Annotated in this window: 18 protein-coding genes; 10 read left to right on the forward strand and 8 right to left on the reverse strand. The window is 63.4% G+C overall.

All coding sequences use genetic code 11. From position 1 onward, the window contains the following. Positions 1 to 93: 93 nt before the first annotated feature. On the forward strand, positions 94 to 999 hold the full coding sequence (locus NATTI_RS0109790) for a cation diffusion facilitator family transporter (RefSeq protein WP_006087714.1): 906 nt from the start codon (positions 94 to 96) through the stop codon (positions 997 to 999). Positions 1,000 to 1,329: 330 nt separating this feature from the next. Further along, entirely contained in the window at positions 1,330 to 2,610 is a 1,281-nt protein-coding gene (locus NATTI_RS0109795; protein WP_006087715.1) for an RNA-guided endonuclease InsQ/TnpB family protein, read from the forward strand. Positions 2,611 to 2,664: 54 nt separating this feature from the next. Here the strand turns inward: NATTI_RS0109795 and NATTI_RS0109800 are convergent, their stop codons facing one another. Beyond that, positions 2,665 to 3,834, reverse strand: coding sequence for a sensor histidine kinase (locus NATTI_RS0109800; protein WP_006087716.1), 1,170 nt, complete (start codon positions 3,832 to 3,834; stop codon positions 2,665 to 2,667). 158 nt (positions 3,835 to 3,992) lie between these two features. On the opposite strand from NATTI_RS0109800, the gene NATTI_RS0109805 reads away from it, so the two are divergent. Both NATTI_RS0109805 and NATTI_RS0109810 read left to right on the forward strand, forming a co-directional pair. Beyond that, positions 3,993 to 4,919 carry an MBL fold metallo-hydrolase gene (locus NATTI_RS0109805; protein ID WP_006087717.1) on the forward strand — a complete coding sequence of 309 codons (927 nt, stop codon included), beginning with the start codon at positions 3,993 to 3,995 and terminating at the stop codon, positions 4,917 to 4,919. Positions 4,920 to 5,250: 331 nt separating this feature from the next. Further along, positions 5,251 to 7,209 carry an AMP-dependent synthetase/ligase gene (locus tag NATTI_RS0109810; RefSeq protein WP_006087718.1) on the forward strand — a complete coding sequence of 653 codons (1,959 nt, stop codon included), beginning with the start codon at positions 5,251 to 5,253 and terminating at the stop codon, positions 7,207 to 7,209. A 99-nt stretch (positions 7,210 to 7,308) separates the two neighbouring features. Here NATTI_RS0109810 and NATTI_RS26765 read toward each other — a convergent pair whose 3' ends face one another. The 4 genes from NATTI_RS26765 to NATTI_RS0109830 all read right to left on the reverse strand — a co-directional run bounded on the left by NATTI_RS26765 (position 7,309) and on the right by NATTI_RS0109830 (position 10,368). Further along, the gene (locus NATTI_RS26765; RefSeq protein WP_193787770.1) at positions 7,309 to 7,458 is read right to left on the reverse strand and encodes a hypothetical protein; all 150 of its coding nucleotides are present in this window, start codon (positions 7,456 to 7,458) and stop codon (positions 7,309 to 7,311) included. 102 nt (positions 7,459 to 7,560) lie between these two features. Beyond that, on the reverse strand, positions 7,561 to 8,163 hold the full coding sequence (locus NATTI_RS0109820; protein ID WP_027119112.1) for a magnesium transporter: 603 nt from the start codon (positions 8,161 to 8,163) through the stop codon (positions 7,561 to 7,563). Positions 8,164 to 8,183: 20 nt separating this feature from the next. Continuing rightward, positions 8,184 to 8,756, reverse strand: coding sequence for a magnesium transporter (locus NATTI_RS0109825; protein WP_027119113.1), 573 nt, complete (start codon positions 8,754 to 8,756; stop codon positions 8,184 to 8,186). A gap of 352 nt (positions 8,757 to 9,108) precedes the next feature. Then, positions 9,109 to 10,368, reverse strand: coding sequence for a magnesium transporter (locus NATTI_RS0109830; RefSeq protein WP_006087722.1), 1,260 nt, complete (start codon positions 10,366 to 10,368; stop codon positions 9,109 to 9,111). A gap of 140 nt (positions 10,369 to 10,508) precedes the next feature. On the opposite strand from NATTI_RS0109830, the gene NATTI_RS0109835 reads away from it, so the two are divergent. Together NATTI_RS0109835 and NATTI_RS0109840 are read left to right on the forward strand one after the other, a co-directional pair. Further along, positions 10,509 to 11,705 carry a potassium channel family protein gene (locus NATTI_RS0109835; RefSeq protein ID WP_006087723.1) on the forward strand — a complete coding sequence of 399 codons (1,197 nt, stop codon included), beginning with the start codon at positions 10,509 to 10,511 and terminating at the stop codon, positions 11,703 to 11,705. A 116-nt stretch (positions 11,706 to 11,821) separates the two neighbouring features. Then, positions 11,822 to 12,094, forward strand: a complete 273-nt coding sequence (locus tag NATTI_RS0109840) for a hypothetical protein (RefSeq protein WP_006087724.1) — start codon at positions 11,822 to 11,824, stop codon at positions 12,092 to 12,094. Between the two features lie 411 nt (positions 12,095 to 12,505). Here the strand turns inward: NATTI_RS0109840 and NATTI_RS0109845 are convergent, their stop codons facing one another. After that, positions 12,506 to 13,075 (reverse strand): DUF2391 family protein, encoded by a 570-nt coding sequence (locus tag NATTI_RS0109845; protein ID WP_006087725.1) that lies wholly within the window; start codon positions 13,073 to 13,075, stop codon positions 12,506 to 12,508. A gap of 171 nt (positions 13,076 to 13,246) precedes the next feature. Between NATTI_RS0109845 and NATTI_RS0109850 the strand changes: the two genes are divergently transcribed. Beyond that, positions 13,247 to 14,932 carry an aldehyde ferredoxin oxidoreductase family protein gene (locus NATTI_RS0109850; RefSeq protein WP_027119114.1) on the forward strand — a complete coding sequence of 562 codons (1,686 nt, stop codon included), beginning with the start codon at positions 13,247 to 13,249 and terminating at the stop codon, positions 14,930 to 14,932. Positions 14,933 to 15,209: 277 nt separating this feature from the next. Further along, on the forward strand, positions 15,210 to 15,380 hold the full coding sequence (locus tag NATTI_RS26505) for a hypothetical protein (RefSeq protein ID WP_006087727.1): 171 nt from the start codon (positions 15,210 to 15,212) through the stop codon (positions 15,378 to 15,380). Between the two features lie 31 nt (positions 15,381 to 15,411). Here NATTI_RS26505 and NATTI_RS0109860 read toward each other — a convergent pair whose 3' ends face one another. Continuing rightward, a complete protein-coding gene (locus NATTI_RS0109860) occupies positions 15,412 to 15,822 on the reverse strand; it encodes a hypothetical protein (protein WP_006087728.1) in 411 nt (136 codons plus the stop codon). Positions 15,823 to 16,245: 423 nt separating this feature from the next. Next, positions 16,246 to 17,382 (reverse strand): thiolase family protein, encoded by a 1,137-nt coding sequence (locus tag NATTI_RS0109865; RefSeq protein ID WP_027119115.1) that lies wholly within the window; start codon positions 17,380 to 17,382, stop codon positions 16,246 to 16,248. Positions 17,383 to 17,552: 170 nt separating this feature from the next. Between NATTI_RS0109865 and NATTI_RS0109875 the strand changes: the two genes are divergently transcribed. Both NATTI_RS0109875 and NATTI_RS0109880 read left to right on the forward strand, forming a co-directional pair. Next, a complete protein-coding gene (locus NATTI_RS0109875; protein ID WP_006087730.1) occupies positions 17,553 to 18,308 on the forward strand; it encodes a DUF5806 family protein in 756 nt (251 codons plus the stop codon). A gap of 374 nt (positions 18,309 to 18,682) precedes the next feature. Continuing rightward, complete coding sequence (locus NATTI_RS0109880; RefSeq protein ID WP_006087731.1) at positions 18,683 to 19,657, forward strand: hypothetical protein; 975 nt, start codon at positions 18,683 to 18,685, stop codon at positions 19,655 to 19,657. Positions 19,658 to 19,681: the final 24 nt, after the last annotated feature.

The raw sequence follows: 19,681 nt of genomic DNA on the forward strand, positions 1-19,681 counted from the left end.
GGATCGACGTCGATCCCGACCGCCGTGCGATACGGTCACAGCGTCGACCGCAGAAGGAAAAGACCCAAGTTTAGACTCCTTCTAATCCCTGCAATGACCGACGCCGAGGCGGACCGACGCGGGTTCACGCGAGCCTCGTGGGCGAACGTCCTCGGCAACGCGGCGAAGATCATCGTCGAAGGGGCAGCGGGGCTTGCGTTCGGCAGCGTCGCGCTGGTCGCCGACGCAGCCCACTCGGTCGCGGATCTGGTCGCGAGCATCGTAGTGCTGATCTGGGGCCGGAGTTCCTACGACGAACCCGACGACACGCATCCGCACGGACACGACCGGATCGAACCGCTGACGGCGCTGTTCGTCGGCGCGATCATCGCCGTGCTCGGACTGTTGTTGCTCTCGGAGTCTATCCAGGGGCTCCTCGAGCAGGACCCGCCGGACGCGAACCTGCTGTTGCTCGCCGCGCTGGCCTTTGCGATCGTCGATATGTATCTCGTCTACTGGTACACGACGCGAGTCAACGAGGACCTCGACTCGACCGCGCTGAAGGCGCTCGCGACGGACTGTCTGAACGATATTTACACCACCTTCGCGGCCGTCGTCGGGGTCCTCGGCGTTCTGCTCGGATTTCCGCTGCTCGATCCCATCGCCGGCGGTCTCGTCAGCCTGCTCGTCGTCTACCAGGGCGTCGAGATCGGCCGCGAGAACGTCGATTACCTCATCGGAGCCGCACCGGACCCCGAAAAGCGCGCGGAGATCACCGAGAGTCTGCACAGTCACCCCAACGTTCGGGGCGTCCACGATCTGACCGTCTTCTACGACGGCACCGTCCTCGAGGTCGAGGTCCACGTCGAGGTCGACGGCAACATGCCGTTCCGACAGGCCCACGACATCGAGTCGGAGCTGGTTGATCGGCTCCGGGGGCTCGAGGACGTCGGTGACGCACACGTCCACCTCGATCCGTCGGGGATCGGCGAGTGGAAAGACTGCCTCGAAGAGCGCTAAGCTGCCGTCGGTGGGCGGTCGACGATCTCCTCGGTCGCGACCGATCGTGACCGCTTCGGTCGGAAACGAGCGACGACCGATTCGCGGCCGGCATCTCGAGACGCCAGTTTAGGGACGTCCCGTCCCCGTTTCCCCGTCGTTCGACCCCGAACCCGTGCTCGAGACCGGTTCGGTCTCCGCGTGTTACGGAGAATCAAGGAGAAAGCCCCGCCCTTTAGGGCGGGGATGAATCCGACATAACCCTTCACAACCTACTGACGATAGTGTGACTGGATATTCCACGCTGCGTCAATACACACCTTCAAGTAGGTTTGTCTACATAGGTTATGTATGGCGAAAAAGGTCGTCACCCGCACTTACACTGCTTCCATTCGGAATCAGTCACGGGTGTCTGATGACCTCGATTCGCTCGGGTTCGCAGCCTCGAAGCTGTGGAACGTCGGACGGTGGACGTGTGGCCGTGTGTGGTCGGAAATCGGCCATATACCCGGTCACGCCGAACTCACCGCGTACCTGAAGTCGCACGAACGCTACGATGACCTGCATTCTCAGTCAAGTCAGCGAGTCCTCCAAGAACTCGCTGAGGCGTTCAACGGCTGGTACGGCAAACGACGCAACGGAGACACGAGAGCGAACCCGCCCGGCTACCGCAAACACGGCGACGAACACCCGCGTTCGACGGTCACCTTCAAAGCTGCTGGCTTCAAACTCGACACCCAGTACAACCGTGTCCGACTCTCCAAAGGGTCGAATCTCAAGGGGTATTGGTCGGATTTCATCCTCTGTGAGTACCAGACTCGACCCGACGTTGACCTCTCCACCGTGGAGAACGTCCAACAAGTACGGGCCGTCTGGACAGGTGAGGAGTGGGAACTACAGTTCGTCTGTAAAGTCGAGATCGACGTGGCTGAAACGCCCGGTGAGAAAACCGTGGGTGTTGATCTCGGTATCAACAACTTCGCCGCGCTCGCCTACGAAGATGGCCACAGCGAGTTGTACCCGCTCAACTGCTTGAAGCAGGACGACTACTACTTCAGCAAACGACTCGCCCAGTGTGACGACTCGGATTCCGAGCAGGCCACGCGACTGAACCAAAAGAAGTCTGCTCGCCGCACTCACTACTTCCATGTACTCTCCAAGCACATCGTCCGGCGGTGTGTTGATGAAGGCGTTGGAACCATCGTAGTTGGTGACCTCTCCGGCATCCGTGAGGACGAGGAGAACGATGAGTCAAAAAACTGGGGGAAACACGGTAATCTCGACTTGCATTCGTGGGCGTTCGACCGCTTCACTGACCTGCTCGAATACAAAGCCGAGATGGGAGGAATCGCCGTCGAAGAAGTGTCCGAGCGAGACACGTCGAAGTCGTGTTCGTGTTGTGACCGCAAGCGGGATGCAAACCGTGTCGAACGTGGGTTGTACGTGTGCGACAGCTGTGGGACGGTAGCGAACGCGGACGTGAACGGTGCTGAGAACATTCGGCAAAAAGTATCTCCGAGTTCACCGACTCTCTCGGTGAATAGGAGTAACGGCTGGTTGGCACAGCCATCGACGTACCTGTTTGACAAGGAAACTGGCGCATTCGCGCCTCAAGAACGGGCCATGTCGTAAACCACAATATCCCAACGCGGTCGGGAATCCTCGCCCTTCAGGGCGGGGAGGATGTCAAGCTGTTGCCGTCTCCGACACGTCTTCGTCCGTACCCGGAGTGCGTGCCGCTTCTCGATCGGTATCGTCCGGATCGTGCGCTCGAGGCAGTGTGACGGTGAACACGCTCCCGTCGGGTCCGGTCTCCGTCAGTTCGACGGCTCCGCCGTATCGGTGCACCAGGATCCGGACGAGATACAGCCCCAACCCGTGGTTCTCCGACTTTCGCTCGAACAGCGTCTCGCGCGTTTCGGGCGGAATACCCGGCCCATCGTCCGCGATTTCGACGGCCACCGTCTCGGGCCGTGTTGCGACGGTTGCCGCGACCCGCGGCGGCTCGCTGTCGTTGTGCTCGACGGCGTTCTCGAGTACGTTCGCGAAGACCCATCTGACCCCCTCGTTTCCCTCGACGAACACGTCGTCAGGGATGTCGGCGTCGATCTCGAGTTCCTCGGCCCGATCGTCGAGCGCCGTCAGTTCGGACTCCAGCAGGTCGCCGAGATCGATCGTCCCGGTTACCACCGGCTTCCGACTCGCGTTCAACATCGCCCGGACGTCGTCGATCACGTCGGTGAGCGCATCGCTTTCGCGATCGATCGTCTCGAGGTGGGTTCGCGATCGGTCGTCGGCGTCCTCGAGGAGCAACGAGGCGTGGCCGCCGATGATCTGGGCGCTGTTCAGCACCTCGTGTCGCAGGAGGTCGTTCAGGTAGGTGAGAACCTCCCGTTCCTCCGCCAGTCGCTCGGCGCGAACGGTGGCCGCCGTCGCCTCGACCTCGCGCTGGATCGCTCGGGCTTCGACGTAGCCGACGGTGAGTCCGGCCACGGCGCCCACGTTCAGCGAGAACTGCGCCCAGGAGACGTTACCGGAGGTCGAGTGCCAGGGAAAGAAGATCATTATGAGGCCGTTGACTGCCAGAAAGCCGACTCCGCAGCCGAAACACCACTGGGCGAGACGACGGTAGCGGTCGACGCCGATCGTGCTCCGCTCGAGTCGATAGCCGCCCCAGACCAGGCCGAGCGCGGGGATGCCGACCGTCGTGAACCCGAGGACGACGGCCGTCGCGTCGAGCACTGACGCGAACCAGAGACTCCACCCGAGAAAGAAAGCGAACGAGAGCGCGCCGAGGCCGCCGACGAGCCAGGGAACTGTCGCGTCGGTCGGTCGCCGAACAGCGGCGCGGCTCATGGTAGTCTCGTCGATGCCGACGCGGTGTGCTCCCCCATACAGGGTAGCAACGGACTCCCGTGGTAATGGGTGTAACGGCCACGGTCGACGCCGGGTCCGGCAGTCGTCCATTCGGCCGCGACGCCAGCTTTTATCCTGTACGGCGACAGGCTACGGGTATGGGACCGGATATCGGCGACGTTCACGAGGTGACGGCCGGCGACTGTACGGACTGTTACTACATCGACACCGGCATGTACGACACGCCCGAGTACGGTGCGGCCTACATTCTCGACGATGAGCGACCCGCAGTCGTCGAGACGGGACTCGGCACCAACCACGAACTGATCCTCGAGGCGCTCGACGAACTCGGCATCGAGCGCGAGGACCTCGAGGTCATTGCGGTGACGCACATTCACCTCGATCACGCCGGCGGGGCGGGTTTTCTCGCAGAGGCGTGCCCCAACGCGGATGTCTACGTCCCGGCCGCCGGTGCGGGGCTGCTTATCGATCCCGAGCGACTCGTCGCCGGAACGAAAGCCGCTGTCGGCGAGCAATGGGAGTACTACGTCGAGCCGCGGCCGCTCGACGAGGAGCGCGTCGTCGAGATCGAAGACGGCGACGTCGTCGACCTCGGCGACCACGAACTGCACGTCCACGCGACGCCGGGCCACGCGTTCCACCAGGTCGTCTTCGAAGATCCGGCGAACGACGCCGTCTTCACCGGCGACGCGGCGGGGATCTGGGTGCCAAGCACCGAGGAGATCCGAGAGACGTCGCCACCGTCGGACTTCCACCTCGAGCAGTGTCTCGAGGACTGTGAGACGCTGAAATCGATCGATCCGGACGTGCTTTGTTACACGCACTTCGGCCCGCGGGAGGTCGGCGACGACGTCGACCGGGCGCTCGAGGAGTACGCGACCGTCCTCGGCGAGTGGGTCGATGCCGTCGAGACGAAACGCGCGGAACTCGCGGACGACGACGCCGTGATCGAGCACTTCGCGACCTCGAGCGAGATGGTCGACGTCTGGGGCGAGGAGAAGGCCACCGCCGAGGCGGCGATGAACACGCGAGGGGTCCTCGGCTACCTCGACCAGCGCGACTGAGCGTCGGGACGAATTCGTCGAGAGTGAGTCGTGGCTCTGCCGTTCTCGAGTGCGGATCGACCGCGATGCTCCTGACGGAACTATACGGGCGTCCGCTTTGTCCGGACTGCTCGATCGAGTTCCGCTGTCAGCGTTGCTTCCCGGCGTAATTGTGCCTGTTGTTACCATAAACCTCTGAACAGTGGGAAAATGGAACCGGTATTTCCTCCATATCGGCCGATTTCGACCGATATCGCCCCTCTGACTCGGCCTTCGGAACGCAAATAAACGCGACCACAGATGAGTTCCGTTTCATCACGTTTTATCGCGCGGGAGGTACTGTCACACGTATATGAACTGGCGGGATGCCGAACGAGAGTACGAGGACGAGGTAATCGGGGAGACGACGCTCGCACGAATGTTCGAGGAGTCCGCCGAACGGAACGCGAACCGTCCGGCACAGAAGTACAAGGGCGGGATCTACGATCGATCGCTGACCGACTCGGTGCTTCCGGCCGCGACGCCCGGCGAGTTCCGGACCATCTCCTACACCGAGATGCGCGACATCGTCCGCAAGCTCTCGGCGGGCTTTCACGATCTCGGCGTCGAGCAGGGGGATCGCGTGGGAATCTTCGCCGACACACGAATGGAGTGGGCGCAGTCTGACTTCGCCCTGCTCGGTGCCGGAGCCGCCGTCACGACGGTCTACACGAGTTCCTCGCCGAATCAGGTCGAGTACCTGCTCGACGACCCCGGTGCGTCCGCCGTCGTCGTCGAGAACGAGGAGCTACTGGCGAACGTCCTCGAGGTCGAGGACGAACTCGACCTCGAGTTCATCGTCTCGATGGACGAGATTTCCGGATACGACGACCGCGACGACATCTACACCTTAGACGAGGTCTACGACCGCGGCGAGGAGACGTTCGACCTCGAGGCCTACCAGAAGCGCGTCGACGCGCCGGACCTGGACGATCTGGCGAGTCTGATCTACACGAGCGGGACGACGGGCCAGCCGAAGGGCGTCCAACTGACCCACTGGAACTTTCGATCGAACGTAAACGCGGTGCGAAAGCGGTTCGCGCCGCGGCCGGACAAACCCGACGACGTGCCGGCGCTCGACGAGGAGTCTCAAGCGGTCTCCTACCTGCCGCTGGCGCACGTCTTCGAGCGGACGGCGGGTCACTTCGTCCTCTTCGCAACGGGCGCGTGTGTGGCCTACGCGGAGAGTTCGGAGACGCTGCAGGAGGACTTCAGCCTCGTCCAGCCGACGACGGCGACGAGCGTCCCGCGGGTCTACGAGAAGATCTACGACGCGATCCGCGAGCAGGCCAGCGAGTCGTCGGTCAAAGAGCGGATCTTCGAGTGGGCGACCGACGTCGGCGTCGAGTACCAGCGGGCCGACTCGCCCGGCCCGATCCTGAACGCCAAGCGGTCGCTGGCGGACAAACTGGTGTTCTCGACGGTCCGCGAGGCGCTTGGCGGCGAGATCGAACTGCTGATCAGCGGCGGCGGCAGCCTCTCGCCGGAGCTCTGCCAGCTCTACCACGCGATGGGGCTTCCCATCTACGAGGGGTACGGACTGACCGAGACCTCGCCGGTCGTCACGACGAACCCGCCGGAGGCGGTGAAGATCGGAACGATCGGTCCGGCGCTTCCGGGGGTCGATCTGCGAATCGACGAGACCGTCGTCGATCAGGAGACGTTCACCGACGATCCCGGCGAAGTCGGCGAACTCCTCGTCAAGGGGCCGAACGTCACCCAGGGCTACTGGAACAAGCCCGGCGCGACCCGGAGCGCGTTTACCGAGGACGAAGACGGCGACCGGTGGTTCCGAACCGGCGATATCGTCCATCTGCGCCCCGACGGCTACCTCGAGTTCCGCGACCGTGCCAAACAGATCATCGTCCTTTCGACGGGGAAAAACGTCGCACCGGGGCCGCTCGAGGACGCGTTCGCCGCGAGCGAGATCATCGAGCAGGCGATGGTCGTCGGCGACGGCGAGAAGTTCATCGGTGCGCTGCTGGTGCCGAACACGGAGCACGTTCGTGACTGGGCCTCCGAGGAAGGGATCGACCTTCCCGACGACCCCGAAGCGATGTGTGACGACGAGCGCGTTCGGGAGTACATCCAGCAGGAGGTCGACCGGGTCAACGAGGACTTCGAGAAACACGAGACGATCAAGCAGTTCGAACTCGTGCCCCGGGAGTTCACCGAGGAGAACAAGATGCTGACGCCGTCGATGAAGAAGAAACGGCGCGTCATCTTGGACGAGTTCCAGGACCGCGTCGATCGGATCTACGCGGACGACTAGGCGGTCGACTCTCCGACGTTTTCGGCTTCCTACCGGCACGGATGTCGCGTTCACGTCCGATCACGCTGTGATCAACGGGCCGCTCGAGACGGTCGATCGTTACCCGTGGTCCTCCCGCACGTCCCGATTATCGTCGTCGAAAAACCGTTTCAACGCTACCGTCGTTCCGACGTAGGATGCGGCTACGACGCCGACAAGGAACAGGATGGCGACGAATACCGAGACACTCAGCAGTACTTGGACGACCATAGTCCACGCTTACAGACCACTGTCAAAAACGTGATGATCGTTCGACTCGTTCGTCGTGGCCGATCGACGAATCGGATGCAAAAACGGTGACTCTCGTGTGGCTTAGAGCACGATCCAGACCACGCCGAAGAGGATCAACACACCGGTGATGTCACAGACGTTCGTGACCACGGGAATCGTCGTGTCATCGGGATCGTAGCCGAGTTTGTAGGAGCCGTAGACCGAGAGGGTGCTAACGACGACGACCCAGCCCGCGAGCAACATCCCGCTGACGATCGTGATGAACAGGAGCGTGCCGAGACCGAGCGTCCCGCCGAGCGCGCGACCGATCCCCCACGAGGCGATGCCGAGCAGGACGAAGACGGTCGCCGCCAGTCCGAAGACCGCCCCGATGTTCGCCCGAATGTCGGGATTGTCCCGCGAGAACTCGAGCGTTCCCAGGTGCAACTGCGTCGAGAGCCGCGAGCACATGATCGAGCCCAGGTTCCCCGCGGTCCCGATCATCACCGGCACCAACACGAGCAGGGAGGGGTTCTCGAGCAACTGGTCTTCGAACGTCTCGAGGACGGTGCCCGAGACCATCTGCAGGATCGAGAGCGCGATCAGGAGGGGGACGAGCGTCGAGACGATGTTGCCGACGGTCCAGTCGGCCAGCAGGTCGTCTTCCAGATCCTCGCCCTGCAGGAGGTCGCTGCCGACGCTCAACGGATCTCGGTCACTGCTGCTCACAGGATCACCCCGGCGACGGCGATACCGACGAGCAGGAAGGCGACGCCGAAGACGTCACCCACGGTCGTCACGACAGGGCCGATGACGTTGTCCGGGTCGAGTCCTCGACGGTAGCCCTTGAAGATCACGGTGAGCAACACCCCGAGCATCGCGAACGCGCTCAACAGTGCGGCGACGAACAGGATGATGACGAGTTCGATCAGGCTGCCGCCTCGACCGAGCGCGAGCAAGATGGCCCACGCCAGCACCGCGATGAAGACGGAGACGATCAGCCCGTTCAGGAACGAGGCGACGACGGCGTTGCGCAGGCGGTCGTTCCACTCGAAGTGGGGATCGATCAGTCCCTGGTGGAGTCCGCTCGAGAGGCGCGCGCCGAGGGAGCCGTAGACGCCACCGCGCGTGGCGAGAAACGCAGGGAGCAAGAGCAAGATTCCGGGGACGCTCTCGATCCCGTCGCGCATGGTTTCGGTCCCGAGCAGCGTGCCAGCGAATAGTCCTGCCACGAGGCTAACGAGGATGACCGGCAACGCCTGTCTGTAGACGTCGGCGGCGGAGTCGTGGCCTACCATCTGTCCGTACGTGACGCTGCGGTACATTAGTTTTCGCGATTGTATCTGCACGAGTGAGGAAGTATCGCTTTAGTCCGTACACTTGCCGTCGAGCGTCCGTCTCGGCGGTTTCCGAACTCGTTCGAATCGGTACGGACGACCACGACGGACGTTCGTTTGTGGCTGTCCCGTCGACTGCCAACGTTGAACGTTCGATTCGGTTCCCCGGTCGTTCAGTTCGCCTGGCGTCTCGACAGCGAGGTATCCGTTTGAGTGGCTGTCAGCGATCGCCGATCACTCGATTGCGGAGCCGAACGACGATCGGAAGTTCACCGAAGCGAACGATGTACCGACTCCCGCCGCGATACAGCGGTTACAGGAGCACTGCCTGGGCCAGTCCGAGGAAGACAAAAAAGCCCAGCACGTCGGTCGCGGTGGTGATGAAAATCGTCGCGGAGGTGGCTGGATCGTAGCCGAGTCGATCGAGCAACAGCGGGGTAATCGCCCCGAAGAAGCCCGCGATCACTAGGTTTGCAACCATCGAGATACCGATAACGGCGCCGAGCAGGACGCCGAACTCGCCGAAGGAGAACGCGATCGCGATGACGGCGACGAGCGCACCCGTAATGAGTCCGTTCGCGGCGCCGGCGATGACTTCGTTGGCGACGACGCGCTTGCCAGTCTTGAGCGACACCTGGTCCAGAGAGATGCCCCGGACGGTGACCGCCATCGCCTGCGTTCCGGCGTTGCCTCCCATTCCGGCGACGACCGGCATGTAGGCGGCCAGAATCGCCACGGCGGCGATCGTCGACTCGAACAGCCCGACGACCGCGGCGGCCATAAACGCCGTTCCGAGGTTGAGGATCAGCCATTTGTATCGCCGCCGAACCTTTTTCCCCGGCCCGTCAAGGACGCTCTCCTCCTCGGCGACGCCGGTGAACTCGTAGAGGGTTTCGCCGGCGGCCTCCTCGATCATCATCAGCAGGTCGGCGGCGTGGATGACGCCGAGAATATCCTCGTCCTCGTCGAGCACTGCGACGTTCCGCTCGCGGTTCTGTCGGAACACCTCGAGGACGTCTTCGTCGTCTCGGTCGTACCGGATGTGTGGCGTCTCCTGGACGTAGTCTGCGATCGTCTCCGTCTCTCGGTCGGCCACCGAGAGCGCCGCCCCCGGGAGTTCACCCAGGAGTTCGTCTTCGTCGGTGACGAAGATCGTCGGCACCTGTCCCGTTCGATCCTCGAAGCGTCGAATGCGCTCGACCACTGCGGCGAAATCCCGGGTTTTGTCGACGGTAACGTAATCGAGGCTCATCAGCCCGGCCGCGCTCTCGGGGTTGAACGACAGCAGAAAGTCAACCTTCTCGCGGCGCTCGCTATCGAGCGTCGCGAGGACGGCATCGCGGGTCTCTTTGTTGGCGTATCCGAGAACGTCGGTCACTTCGTCCGGATCGAGTCGATCGATGAAGTTCTCCAACTCCGAGCGGTTCAGCTCCGCAACGAGCGGTTCCCGCACGTTCTCCGGCAGCGCGAAGAACACATCGCGCCACTCGTCCCGCGGTAACGATGTAAACGGATCCGATGGATCGGGAGACATCGCGATCGTTTCCTGTACGTCCCGTAGCTGACTGCTCATACGCTGGGACTATAGAGTGGGTACTAAACGATACCGGAGCCGGTACTGGATTTTGCCCGCGCGCGTCGGCTCTCGGCTCCCGGCCGGTTCATCGAGTCCGTGTCCCAATCCTGATTAGTCAGCCCCCCAGATCAGGAGTCATGCGCGAAATCTCCTACGAGCCCCGGAACGTCCGGGAGACGCTCGTCGAACTCAAAGACACCTCGGAGCTCGCGGTCGATCTCGCCTACTCTGCCGTGCGCTATGACGACGCCGATCTCGCCGACGAAGTCGTCGAACTCGAGGCCCGGGTGAACTACCTACAGTACCACAGCCGGATCGCCCTGATGCTCGCCGCGAAACGCGCCGAGGAGGCCGAGCGCCTCGTCGGGCTCTTTCAGGTGGCCTCGAGCGCCGTCCGGATCACCGAGGCCGCGGGCGACGTCGCCCGGATCGTCCTCGAGGAGGACGGCGTTCCGGCCGCGTTCGAACACGCCTTCCCGGACGCTGACGAGCGACTCGTTCGGGCGACCGTCGGCGAGGACTCCGACTTCGCCGGAAGCCGATTGCGGGAACTCGAACTCGACCTCAAGGAGGGCGTTCGACTCATCGCGATCCGACGCGCCGGCGAGTGGTCGTTTGCTCCCGACGGCGACGACCGTCTGCAGGTAGGCGACGTCGTCGTCGGCCGCGGTCCCCGAGACGGGATCGAGTCGGTCTATCGGCGGGCGACCGGCGAGGCGTTTCCGGCCCCGACCGAGCCGCCGGAGACGACGGCCGACCTCGAGCGCGCGGCCGACGCCGTCGTCGAACTCAAGGACATGGCCGAACTCGCCGTCGGGCTGGCCTACGGCGCGGCGCGGTTCGACAGCGACGAACTCGCGCGGGAGGTCATCTCGCTCGAGGAGCAGTCCGACGTTCGAAAGGCCGACCTCGAGACCTGGGTCATCGAGACCGGCGGCGACTGGAACGCCGACGAACTCCGGGGGCTGCTCCACCTCGCAGCCGCTTCGGAGGCGATCTGTGACGCCGCCGTCGACATCGCCGAGGTCGTCCTGCGGGATGTCGAACTGCCGCCGGTGTTCGGCGCGGCGCTCGAGGACAGCGAGGAGGTTATCGCGGCCGTGACGGTCATCGCCGAAAGCGATCTGGACGGGACGACGATCGCCGACCTCGAGTTCGAGGAGGGCGCGGGCGTGGTCGTCCTCGCGATCCGTCGGAGTGGCGGCAACGCGTGGACGTTCGACCCGACAGGGGATCTGGTCTGTGCAGCCGGCGACTCGTTGCTCGTTCGGGGCCCGCCCGTCGGCGTCGATCACCTGCGCGAACTCGCCGGTAACGGAGACGGGCTCGCGTAATCGGCTTCGATCGAGCGTCTGGTCGTCGTCTGTGTGTGCTTTCGCTATCGTGTCTCTCGGCGTGGCTCCGAGCTGTGCTCCACAAAAGATATAGTCCCCTCGGGAAGTGCTCGCGTATGGACTTCCCCCGTCCGTTGCCCCTCCGAACGACCGCCGCGGCCCTCTTTCCCGGTACGACCGTCCACTACTCCTACCGAACCGGCGACTCCCTCGCGACCGTCGTCGAACGTACCGAGCGCTTCGTGACGTTCGTCGGCGCGGAGTGCGACGGTCGGTTCACCCATGAGCAGATCGATCGCTTGATCGAGGACGGGCGACTCGAGGTCGTACTGGACGACGAGCTGCACGTTCCGGACCACGAGATTCCGAAACTGCAGTCGACGGAGTGAGGTTTTCTCGATCGATCCACGTTTCGATATCGTCTACTCAGACGATTTCACTGACGAACTGGCCGTACTGCCCACACTGGCGGCGAGGATTTCCACGTCCTCCCCAACCGATTTCTTCTCACGGGCGCTTTGCGCCCGTTCGAATGGTTCGCGGAACCGGGGGTTCCGCGCTACGCTCACTTCGTTCGCTCATCCATAGGAAGACACTTTGTGTCTTCCACGCAGTCGCTCGTTTCACTCGCGACGACCTCGCGCGCCTTCGAGCCGCGATTCACTGTTCGTTCGTCGCGGCTCACGGGTTGCTATGCTCCCCGTTCGCTCTCGAGGCGCTCCCGCTGGTCGCGCCTCGCAGCCGGCGCGCGCCACCGCACGTGGTTCGATCGGTCCGGAGCGAGATGGGCAGGAAGTCGATCAGTCCTCGCCGGGCAGAATGTCGCCCAGCGAGCCGCCGATCGCCATCGCGGTGAAGACCACGGACACCTGACAGAGGTTGATCCACGGCTCGTCCCAGGTGACTCGGCCCCACAGTGTCATCATCGCCGTCGCCGTCACGAATGCGATGCCAAGGACCCACACCGGTCGGCGCGGCACGAGGCCGAAGTAGGGGTTGTGGATCTGCACCTCGCGGAAGTCGGCGACGTAGAGGATACCGACGACCAGCGAGACAGCGAGTGCGATGTTGACGGCGAAAAACGCCGGGGTCGTCGCGAGGAACGCGCCGATGTCGATGACGCCGTCCTCGACGAGCATCGGGAGTCCGATGATGACGCTGCCGACGAACGCCTCCGCCTTGTCCTTCCCGGTGAACTGCGTGATCACCCGGTTGACCATCCCGTTGTGGGAGAGTCGGTCGGCCAGTCGCATGGTCCGCCGGACTTCCGTTCGCTCGGCGGGGTCGTCGACCGTCTCCGCCAGGGTCTCGAGTTGCTCGTAGAGATCGTCCAGCGTCGGGTCGTCGGGTGGACCCTCCGATCGTGACATTGTCGAGTGCTCTCACCAAGACGGCTAAAGTACGTCGGACTGTGCATCTGCGTGATGGATGGGGAACCGGTTTCGAACGAGGGGTGCTCCTATCGACCACCGATCGCGACCTTGTGTCCGGGTAACAGGAACCGGTACCATTTTGCAGTCGGAGAGGGGATGATCCTGTATATGAAACACGTACAGGGGCCACTGTGTACGGTCGACGTCGGAGCACGAACGAGCGAGACCGAGGACATCGACGACGTCCTCGAGTCGTTCCTCGGCGGGCGCGCGCTCGGTACGAAACTGGCGCACGATCGGATCCCGTTCGATGTCGACCCGCTGGGGGACGAGAACCGCCTCTACTTCGCAACGGGGCCGCTCCAGCACTCGACGATGAGCTTCACCGGCCGGATGTCGGCGACGAGCGTCTCGCCGCTGACCGACGGCCTGCTCTCCTCGAACGCCGGCGGGTTCCTCTCGCGGAACTTCACCGGAACGGGCTACAGCGCCGTCGAGATCACCGGCGCAAGCGATGATCTCGTCATCGTCCACGTCACCGACGAGGGCGTCGAGTTCGAGGAGGTGCCCGACCTCGAGGAGGCGACCGTCCCCGAAACCTGCGACTACATCGAGGACGAACACGGCCTCGAGAACGAACACACGGTCGTCGTCGGCCCCGCGGGCGAGAACCAGGTCCGCTTCGCCTCGATCATGACCTCCGAGGAGCGCGCGTTCGGCCGCGGCGGCCTCGGCGCTGTCCTCGGTTCGAAGAACGTCAAGGCGATCACCTTCGACGGCGACTCGACTCACGAAATCGAGATCCCGCCGCTCCAGATGGAGATCCACGGCGAGGCCGCACAGGTCGAGCATCCGATGAAACAGCAGGGGACCACCTCGGTCGCAGAGTACGCGAACATGGTCGAGGCCTTGCCGAGCTACTACTTCTCGGAGCTCTCTTTCGAGGGAATCGACGGCATCAGCGGCGACCGCGTGGAAGAAAAGAAGTACAAGAAAGGCACCTGCTCGGCCTGTGCCTTTGCCTGCAAACTCCCGACCCGAGACGAGGAGTCCGGACTCGAGACCGAGGGGCCGGAGTACGAAACGCTCATGGCCTTTGGCTCGAACTCCGGCATCGACGACATCGTCGATCTGATGAAATCGAACAAGCTCTGTGACGAGTACGGCCTGGACACGATTTCGGCCGGCGATACCGTCGCCGCCTACCTCGCAAGCGAAGACGAGTTCGGCAACGCGGATCTCATTCACGACCTGGTCGAGAAGATCGCCCACCGTGAGGGCATCGGCGACACGCTCGCCGAGGGCGTCGACCGCATCCACGACGAACTGGGCGTCGAGAACTGGTCCGTCAAGGGCATGGAGTTTGCCGCCCACGACGGCCGGACTCTGAACGGGCAGGGACTCGCTTTCGCCACCTCGAACCGCGGTGCCGACCACATGTACGCCGAGTTCTACCCCTACGAGTACCCGCTGGTCGACGCCGACGACGCTTTCGACAAGGAGGGCCTCGAGGGCAAACCGCCGAAGGTCGTCGAACTCGAGAACATTAACGCGATCAAAGACAGCGCGGTCCTCTGCAAGTTCTCGCGAGACTTCGTGACTCCCGAGCGCATGGAGACGCTGCTCGACACCGACTACGAAGACCTGCTCGACCTCGGCGGCGAGGTCGTCACCCTCGAGCGCCACTTCAACAACCAACGCGGCTTCGACCGGGGCGACGACACGCTCCCCTACGAGATTCCCGACTTCGAGCAGGGGCTCGCGGAGTACTACGAAGAACGCGGCTGGAACGACGACGGCACGGTGCCCGACGGCCAGTTCGGCGGCGACGCGGCCGCGCCGGCCGACGACTGAGACGGGTTCCTGTACCGATTTGACGGCCCGACCGGAGGGCGGCGGCTCGCGGTCCACCAGAAATGGCTTCCAGCAGGCCGATGAGCACGGGGGGCCGGACGCCGACTCGAGGCGTTGAGACGCCGATCGACTCGCTTTTGTTCGCGATTTCGCGCCGACCAGTCCGAACTGAACTAGAACCCAAACGAACGCGGGGTCGAACGCGACGAGGGCTCTCCGGTGAATCCGAACGCGACGCGACCAGTAGCCGCGCCGCCACGCGAGCGTCGATTGGTACGTGCTACCAAACTGTGACGCCGGTTCCCGGTGTACTGGCGATCAGTCGTGTCACGTCTATCCAAACTACGAACTCGTCGCCGGTGACGGGGACTCCCTCGTCGTCGGCGAGCCGATGTCGAGCGGCGAGAGCGTTCCCGTCGTGATGAAGACGCTGGCGGTCGGGGAGTAACGTTGGTATTCGCCGTCCGGATGAGCGTACTCTACCGACTCTCCCGCTCGTCGTCGCCGTCGTCTCGGCTCCCCCAGTCGCCCTTGCGACCGCCCCACTCCTCCCCGTTCGTCTCGTCCCAGTCGTCGGTGCCATCCCAGTCGGCGTCCTTGGGGTCGGGTCGGTCGTCGCCGCGGGATCGCAGCGGCGCGTCGTCAGCTCTCGAGGGGTGGATGTTGAAGTTGTGCCCACGGTAGGGGTCCTCCTCCGGCTTGTAATCGAGTTCGCTGCGCTCGAAGAGGTAGATGAAGAAGCCGAAGATGGGGATGCAGAACGTGATCGCGACCCACTTTTTCGGCGGCTCGAGGCCGACCTTTTTGGAATCGTAGTAGACGAACGCGGTGAGGGCGAGGTGCCAGGCGAGCGGGATGCCGACGATCGCTGCCAGTAGGAGGTTGCTCATGCGTGTACTGTCGGGATCGAGCTATCTAAATTCACGGTCATCTCGGGGTTCCGGTGAGTTTCGGTCCTCGAGTCGTCGTTCTCGGTCGCTCACTCTTCCACGCAGTCGCTCGTGATATCTTCTCACGGGTGCTGCGAGACGGCTCCGCCGTCGTCTCACGGGTGCTACGCACTCGTTCGACTGCTCGCGGAACCTTCGGTTCCGCGCTCGTCTCGACAGTCGCGACGCGTAGCGCCGCGCACTGTTCGTTCGCATGGTTTGCGGGATCGAAGATCCCGCACTACCCGCGACGACCTCGCGCAATTTTGAGCTTCGGCGAGCGAACAGCGAGCCGAAGCCCAGCGCGCGCCACCGTACGCGGATTGCCCTCGCTACTCGCCGTTCGATACTTTCAGAAAGAATACGGAATTCGTGCGGGCTAGCTCAGTTGACGTCGAATTCGATCGCTGCACCCTGTCCGAAGCCGACACAGAGCGTCGCGAGTCCGAGGCCGCCGCCGCGCTTCTGGAGTTCGTGAATCAGCGTGACGGGGAGACGCGCACCGGAGGCACCCAGCGGGTGGCCGATGGCGATGGCACCGCCGTTGACGTTGAAGATTTCGGGATCGATACCGAGTTCGTCGCGCGAGTAGACCGACTGGCTCGCGAACGCCTCGTTGAGTTCGACCAGATCGTACTCGTCGATATCGCGGCCGTTGCGCTCGAGCAGCCCCTCGGTTGCCGGCACCGGGCCGATCCCCATCACGGTCGGGTCGACGCCGGCGACGTTGTTCATGCCGACTTCGGCCATGATCTCGAGGTCGTGCTCCTCGGCGAACGCCTCGCTCGTGACGAGCAGCGCGGAGGCGCCGTCGGAGATCTGCGAGGCATTACCCGGCGTGACGGTGCCGTCGGATTTGAAGACGGTCGGCAGCCCCGCGAGTTTCTCGGCGGTCGTGCCGGGACGGATGCCTTCGTCTTCGGTGACGGTGCCGTCCTCGGTCTCGATCGGGACGATCTCGTCGTCGAAGCGACCTTCCTCGGTCGCTTCCTCGGCGTTCTGTTGGCTGCGGGCGGCGTACTCGTCCTGTTCCTCGCGGCTGACGCCGTACTCCTCGGCGACCTTCTCGGCGGTCATCCCCATCTGGAGTTCACCGATGTTGTACATCTCGGCGAGTCGCGGGTTGACCTCCATCGAGTTCTCGCCCATCGGGACGCGGGACATGCTCTCGACACCGCCGGCGATGACGGCGTCGCGGTTGCCCGCCGCGATAGCGTCGGAGGCGGAGATAACCGCCTGCATGGAGGAGGCACACCAGCGGTTGATCGTCGTCGCCGGGACGCCCTCGCCGAGTTCCGAGAGGAGGGCGATGACGCGAGCGACGTTGTTGTCCTGTTCGCCGCGCTGCTGGGCGCAACCCCACATGAGGTCGTCGACCTCCTCGCCGGAGAGACCAGTCTCGGCGAGGATCTCGTCGATCAGCGGCACCGAGAGGTCCTCGCTGCGGACGTCGGCGTACACGCCGTCTTCTTTCCCCTGCGGAGTTCGTACTGCCTTCACCACGACTGGTGTCTGTGACATATCGTAGCGAACATCCCTCACGAACTTAAATCCGGTAGAACTCCTGTACACACAGCAACTGTTTACGATGGCGACGTCCCTCCTCGAGACAGATCTGAAACGAGGGCCTCTCCGCCGCCGACACACTCTCGAGAACAATGCTTATCCCGAGTTGCTCGCAATACGCGGCCATGGACGACGACGGACTGAACGCCGCTCGAGTCGACGCCGAACGCGAACCGGCGTCCGACGCAGATCAGGACGCCCAATCTCCCTCCGATTCGGACCCTTCCCCTGAATCGAACGCTCCTCCTGAATCGGACTCTCGGTCCGGAACGCCCGAAACGACTCCCGACGAGGGTGACAGCGAGGCGAGCAACGACGGTGCCGACGAGGCGAGTAGCGACGGCCCGATGCCGAACGTCCCGGATCCCGAACCGGAGGAATCTGATGTCCCGGAGGACGTCCAGAAGTACGCCCGGTTCACGAAAATGGACGGCGCGCAGTACGACCGGGTCAACGAGTTCCTGCGCGACAGAACCTACATCACCGCCCGCGAGTGGGCCATCGCCCGCCTCTGTTCGGACTTCCGCACCGAGACCGGCGTCGAGATGACCAAGATCGGCGAGAACCTGCCCGAACTCGTCCCGTTCATGACCGACACCTACACGCCACAGGCGGTCAACCAGGCCCGATCCTCCTTCGAGGACAAGGTCCGGACGGCCGGCGCGACCTTCCTCTACGGCGCGATGTGTGATTTCTTCACCGCCGAGGAACTCGACGACGTGATGTACGAGTCGACCGAGGTCGCCAAGTTCCTGCTGGAAGTGGAGGGCGTCGACCTCTCCGTCGAGGACGAACTCGAGGCCGAAGAGCGAATCTCGAGTGTCATGCGTGAAGTTCGTGCAGCCAGCGAGGAACTGCGGGAACAGGAAGACGAGGAGTAACTCGTCCCGCGTTCGGCCGCGGCTCGAGGGCGAACCGATACGGACGAATCGCCCGGTTACCGCGTATAAGGGGGTCCCTGTCCACTGTTGTTCGTGAGCGAACGATCGATTTCGTCGGTAGGTCGTCGTTCTCGCGGCGAACGCCGGTCGGCTCGACGCCCACTATGCGAGTCGTTCACGCTGCAGGCGTCGAACGACGCGTGGCTATTGCCATTCGTTGCGGATCGACACCGCCCGTAGACCCAATGGGTGGAGTAGTCACGGCCCTACGACTATCTCGCGTTCGGCAACGGTTAGTGCAGTTACGTGATCGGACTCCCCGTTTTTCGTAGTAAATTCGATACAAATAGTGTCTGTCATCAATAGCGAGTTGGATGTCTACGAATACGACGGATACGGAACCCCGTGCGGCTGACGACCCTCGCAGTGACGAATCGAACGAGCAATCGACCGGTAGCGGTCTAACCCGACGCCGGACGCTGCAGCTTGGAACCCTCGCCGGGGCCGGCAGTCTGCTCGGTGTGACCGGTCTCGGAACCGATGCTGCGGCTGCGAGCTGTGACCGACCGGATTCGATCGTCCACCTCGACTACGACGACTACGGGAACTGGGAAGAGCTCTACTGCGTGTCGAACGGCGACCCCGACAACATGACGATCGTTTCCGACCCGACGGCGTCCGGAGAGAGCGCTTTGCAACTCCGGATCCGCGAAGACGACCACTGGGGCGTGAGTACGCACTACGACTTCGAGGACGGACTGTTCGAACTCAACGGGCGCGTCACCTTCGCACTCAACACCAACTGGACGATGGGCGGCCGCAACGCGCCATCGAACTGTCGGCTCTGGAACTGTGCGATCGCCCGCGGCGAAGGGAGTGCCGGGGGCGGTATCCCCGACGGCACTAACGGCTGGAGTAATCGCCTGTACGTGACCGATAGAGGCACTGACCCGAACGGTCCGTTCCACCTCCTCTCGAACACGTACCACATGGGCAACGGCGACGGCACCGGGGATCACGATTACCTCCTCGATGGCGAGAAATACGCGCGGGGATCGCCCGAGATCGAATCTGGCGTGTGGTACGATTTCGAGTACTACGTGTGCACAAATACGATCACCAACGACGAGGCGAACGCCGACGGAATTGTTCGATACTGGCTCGACGACGAACTCGTTTTCGAACGTGAGAACTTCCAATTCACAACGGACCACGCCGATAACATCATCGACACGAACGGCCCCGTCGGCCACTACGGCGGGCGATACACCGCGCCACAAACCCTCTATGCGTACTACGACGACCACTCGATGGCGCTCAACGGCGAGTTCGAGTTCGATTCGTGCTGAACAGTTCCGGCTGGCCGGAATAAC

The sequence above is a fragment of the Natronorubrum tibetense GA33 genome (assembly GCF_000383975.1).
Lineage (GTDB): Archaea > Halobacteriota > Halobacteria > Halobacteriales > Natrialbaceae > Natronorubrum > Natronorubrum tibetense.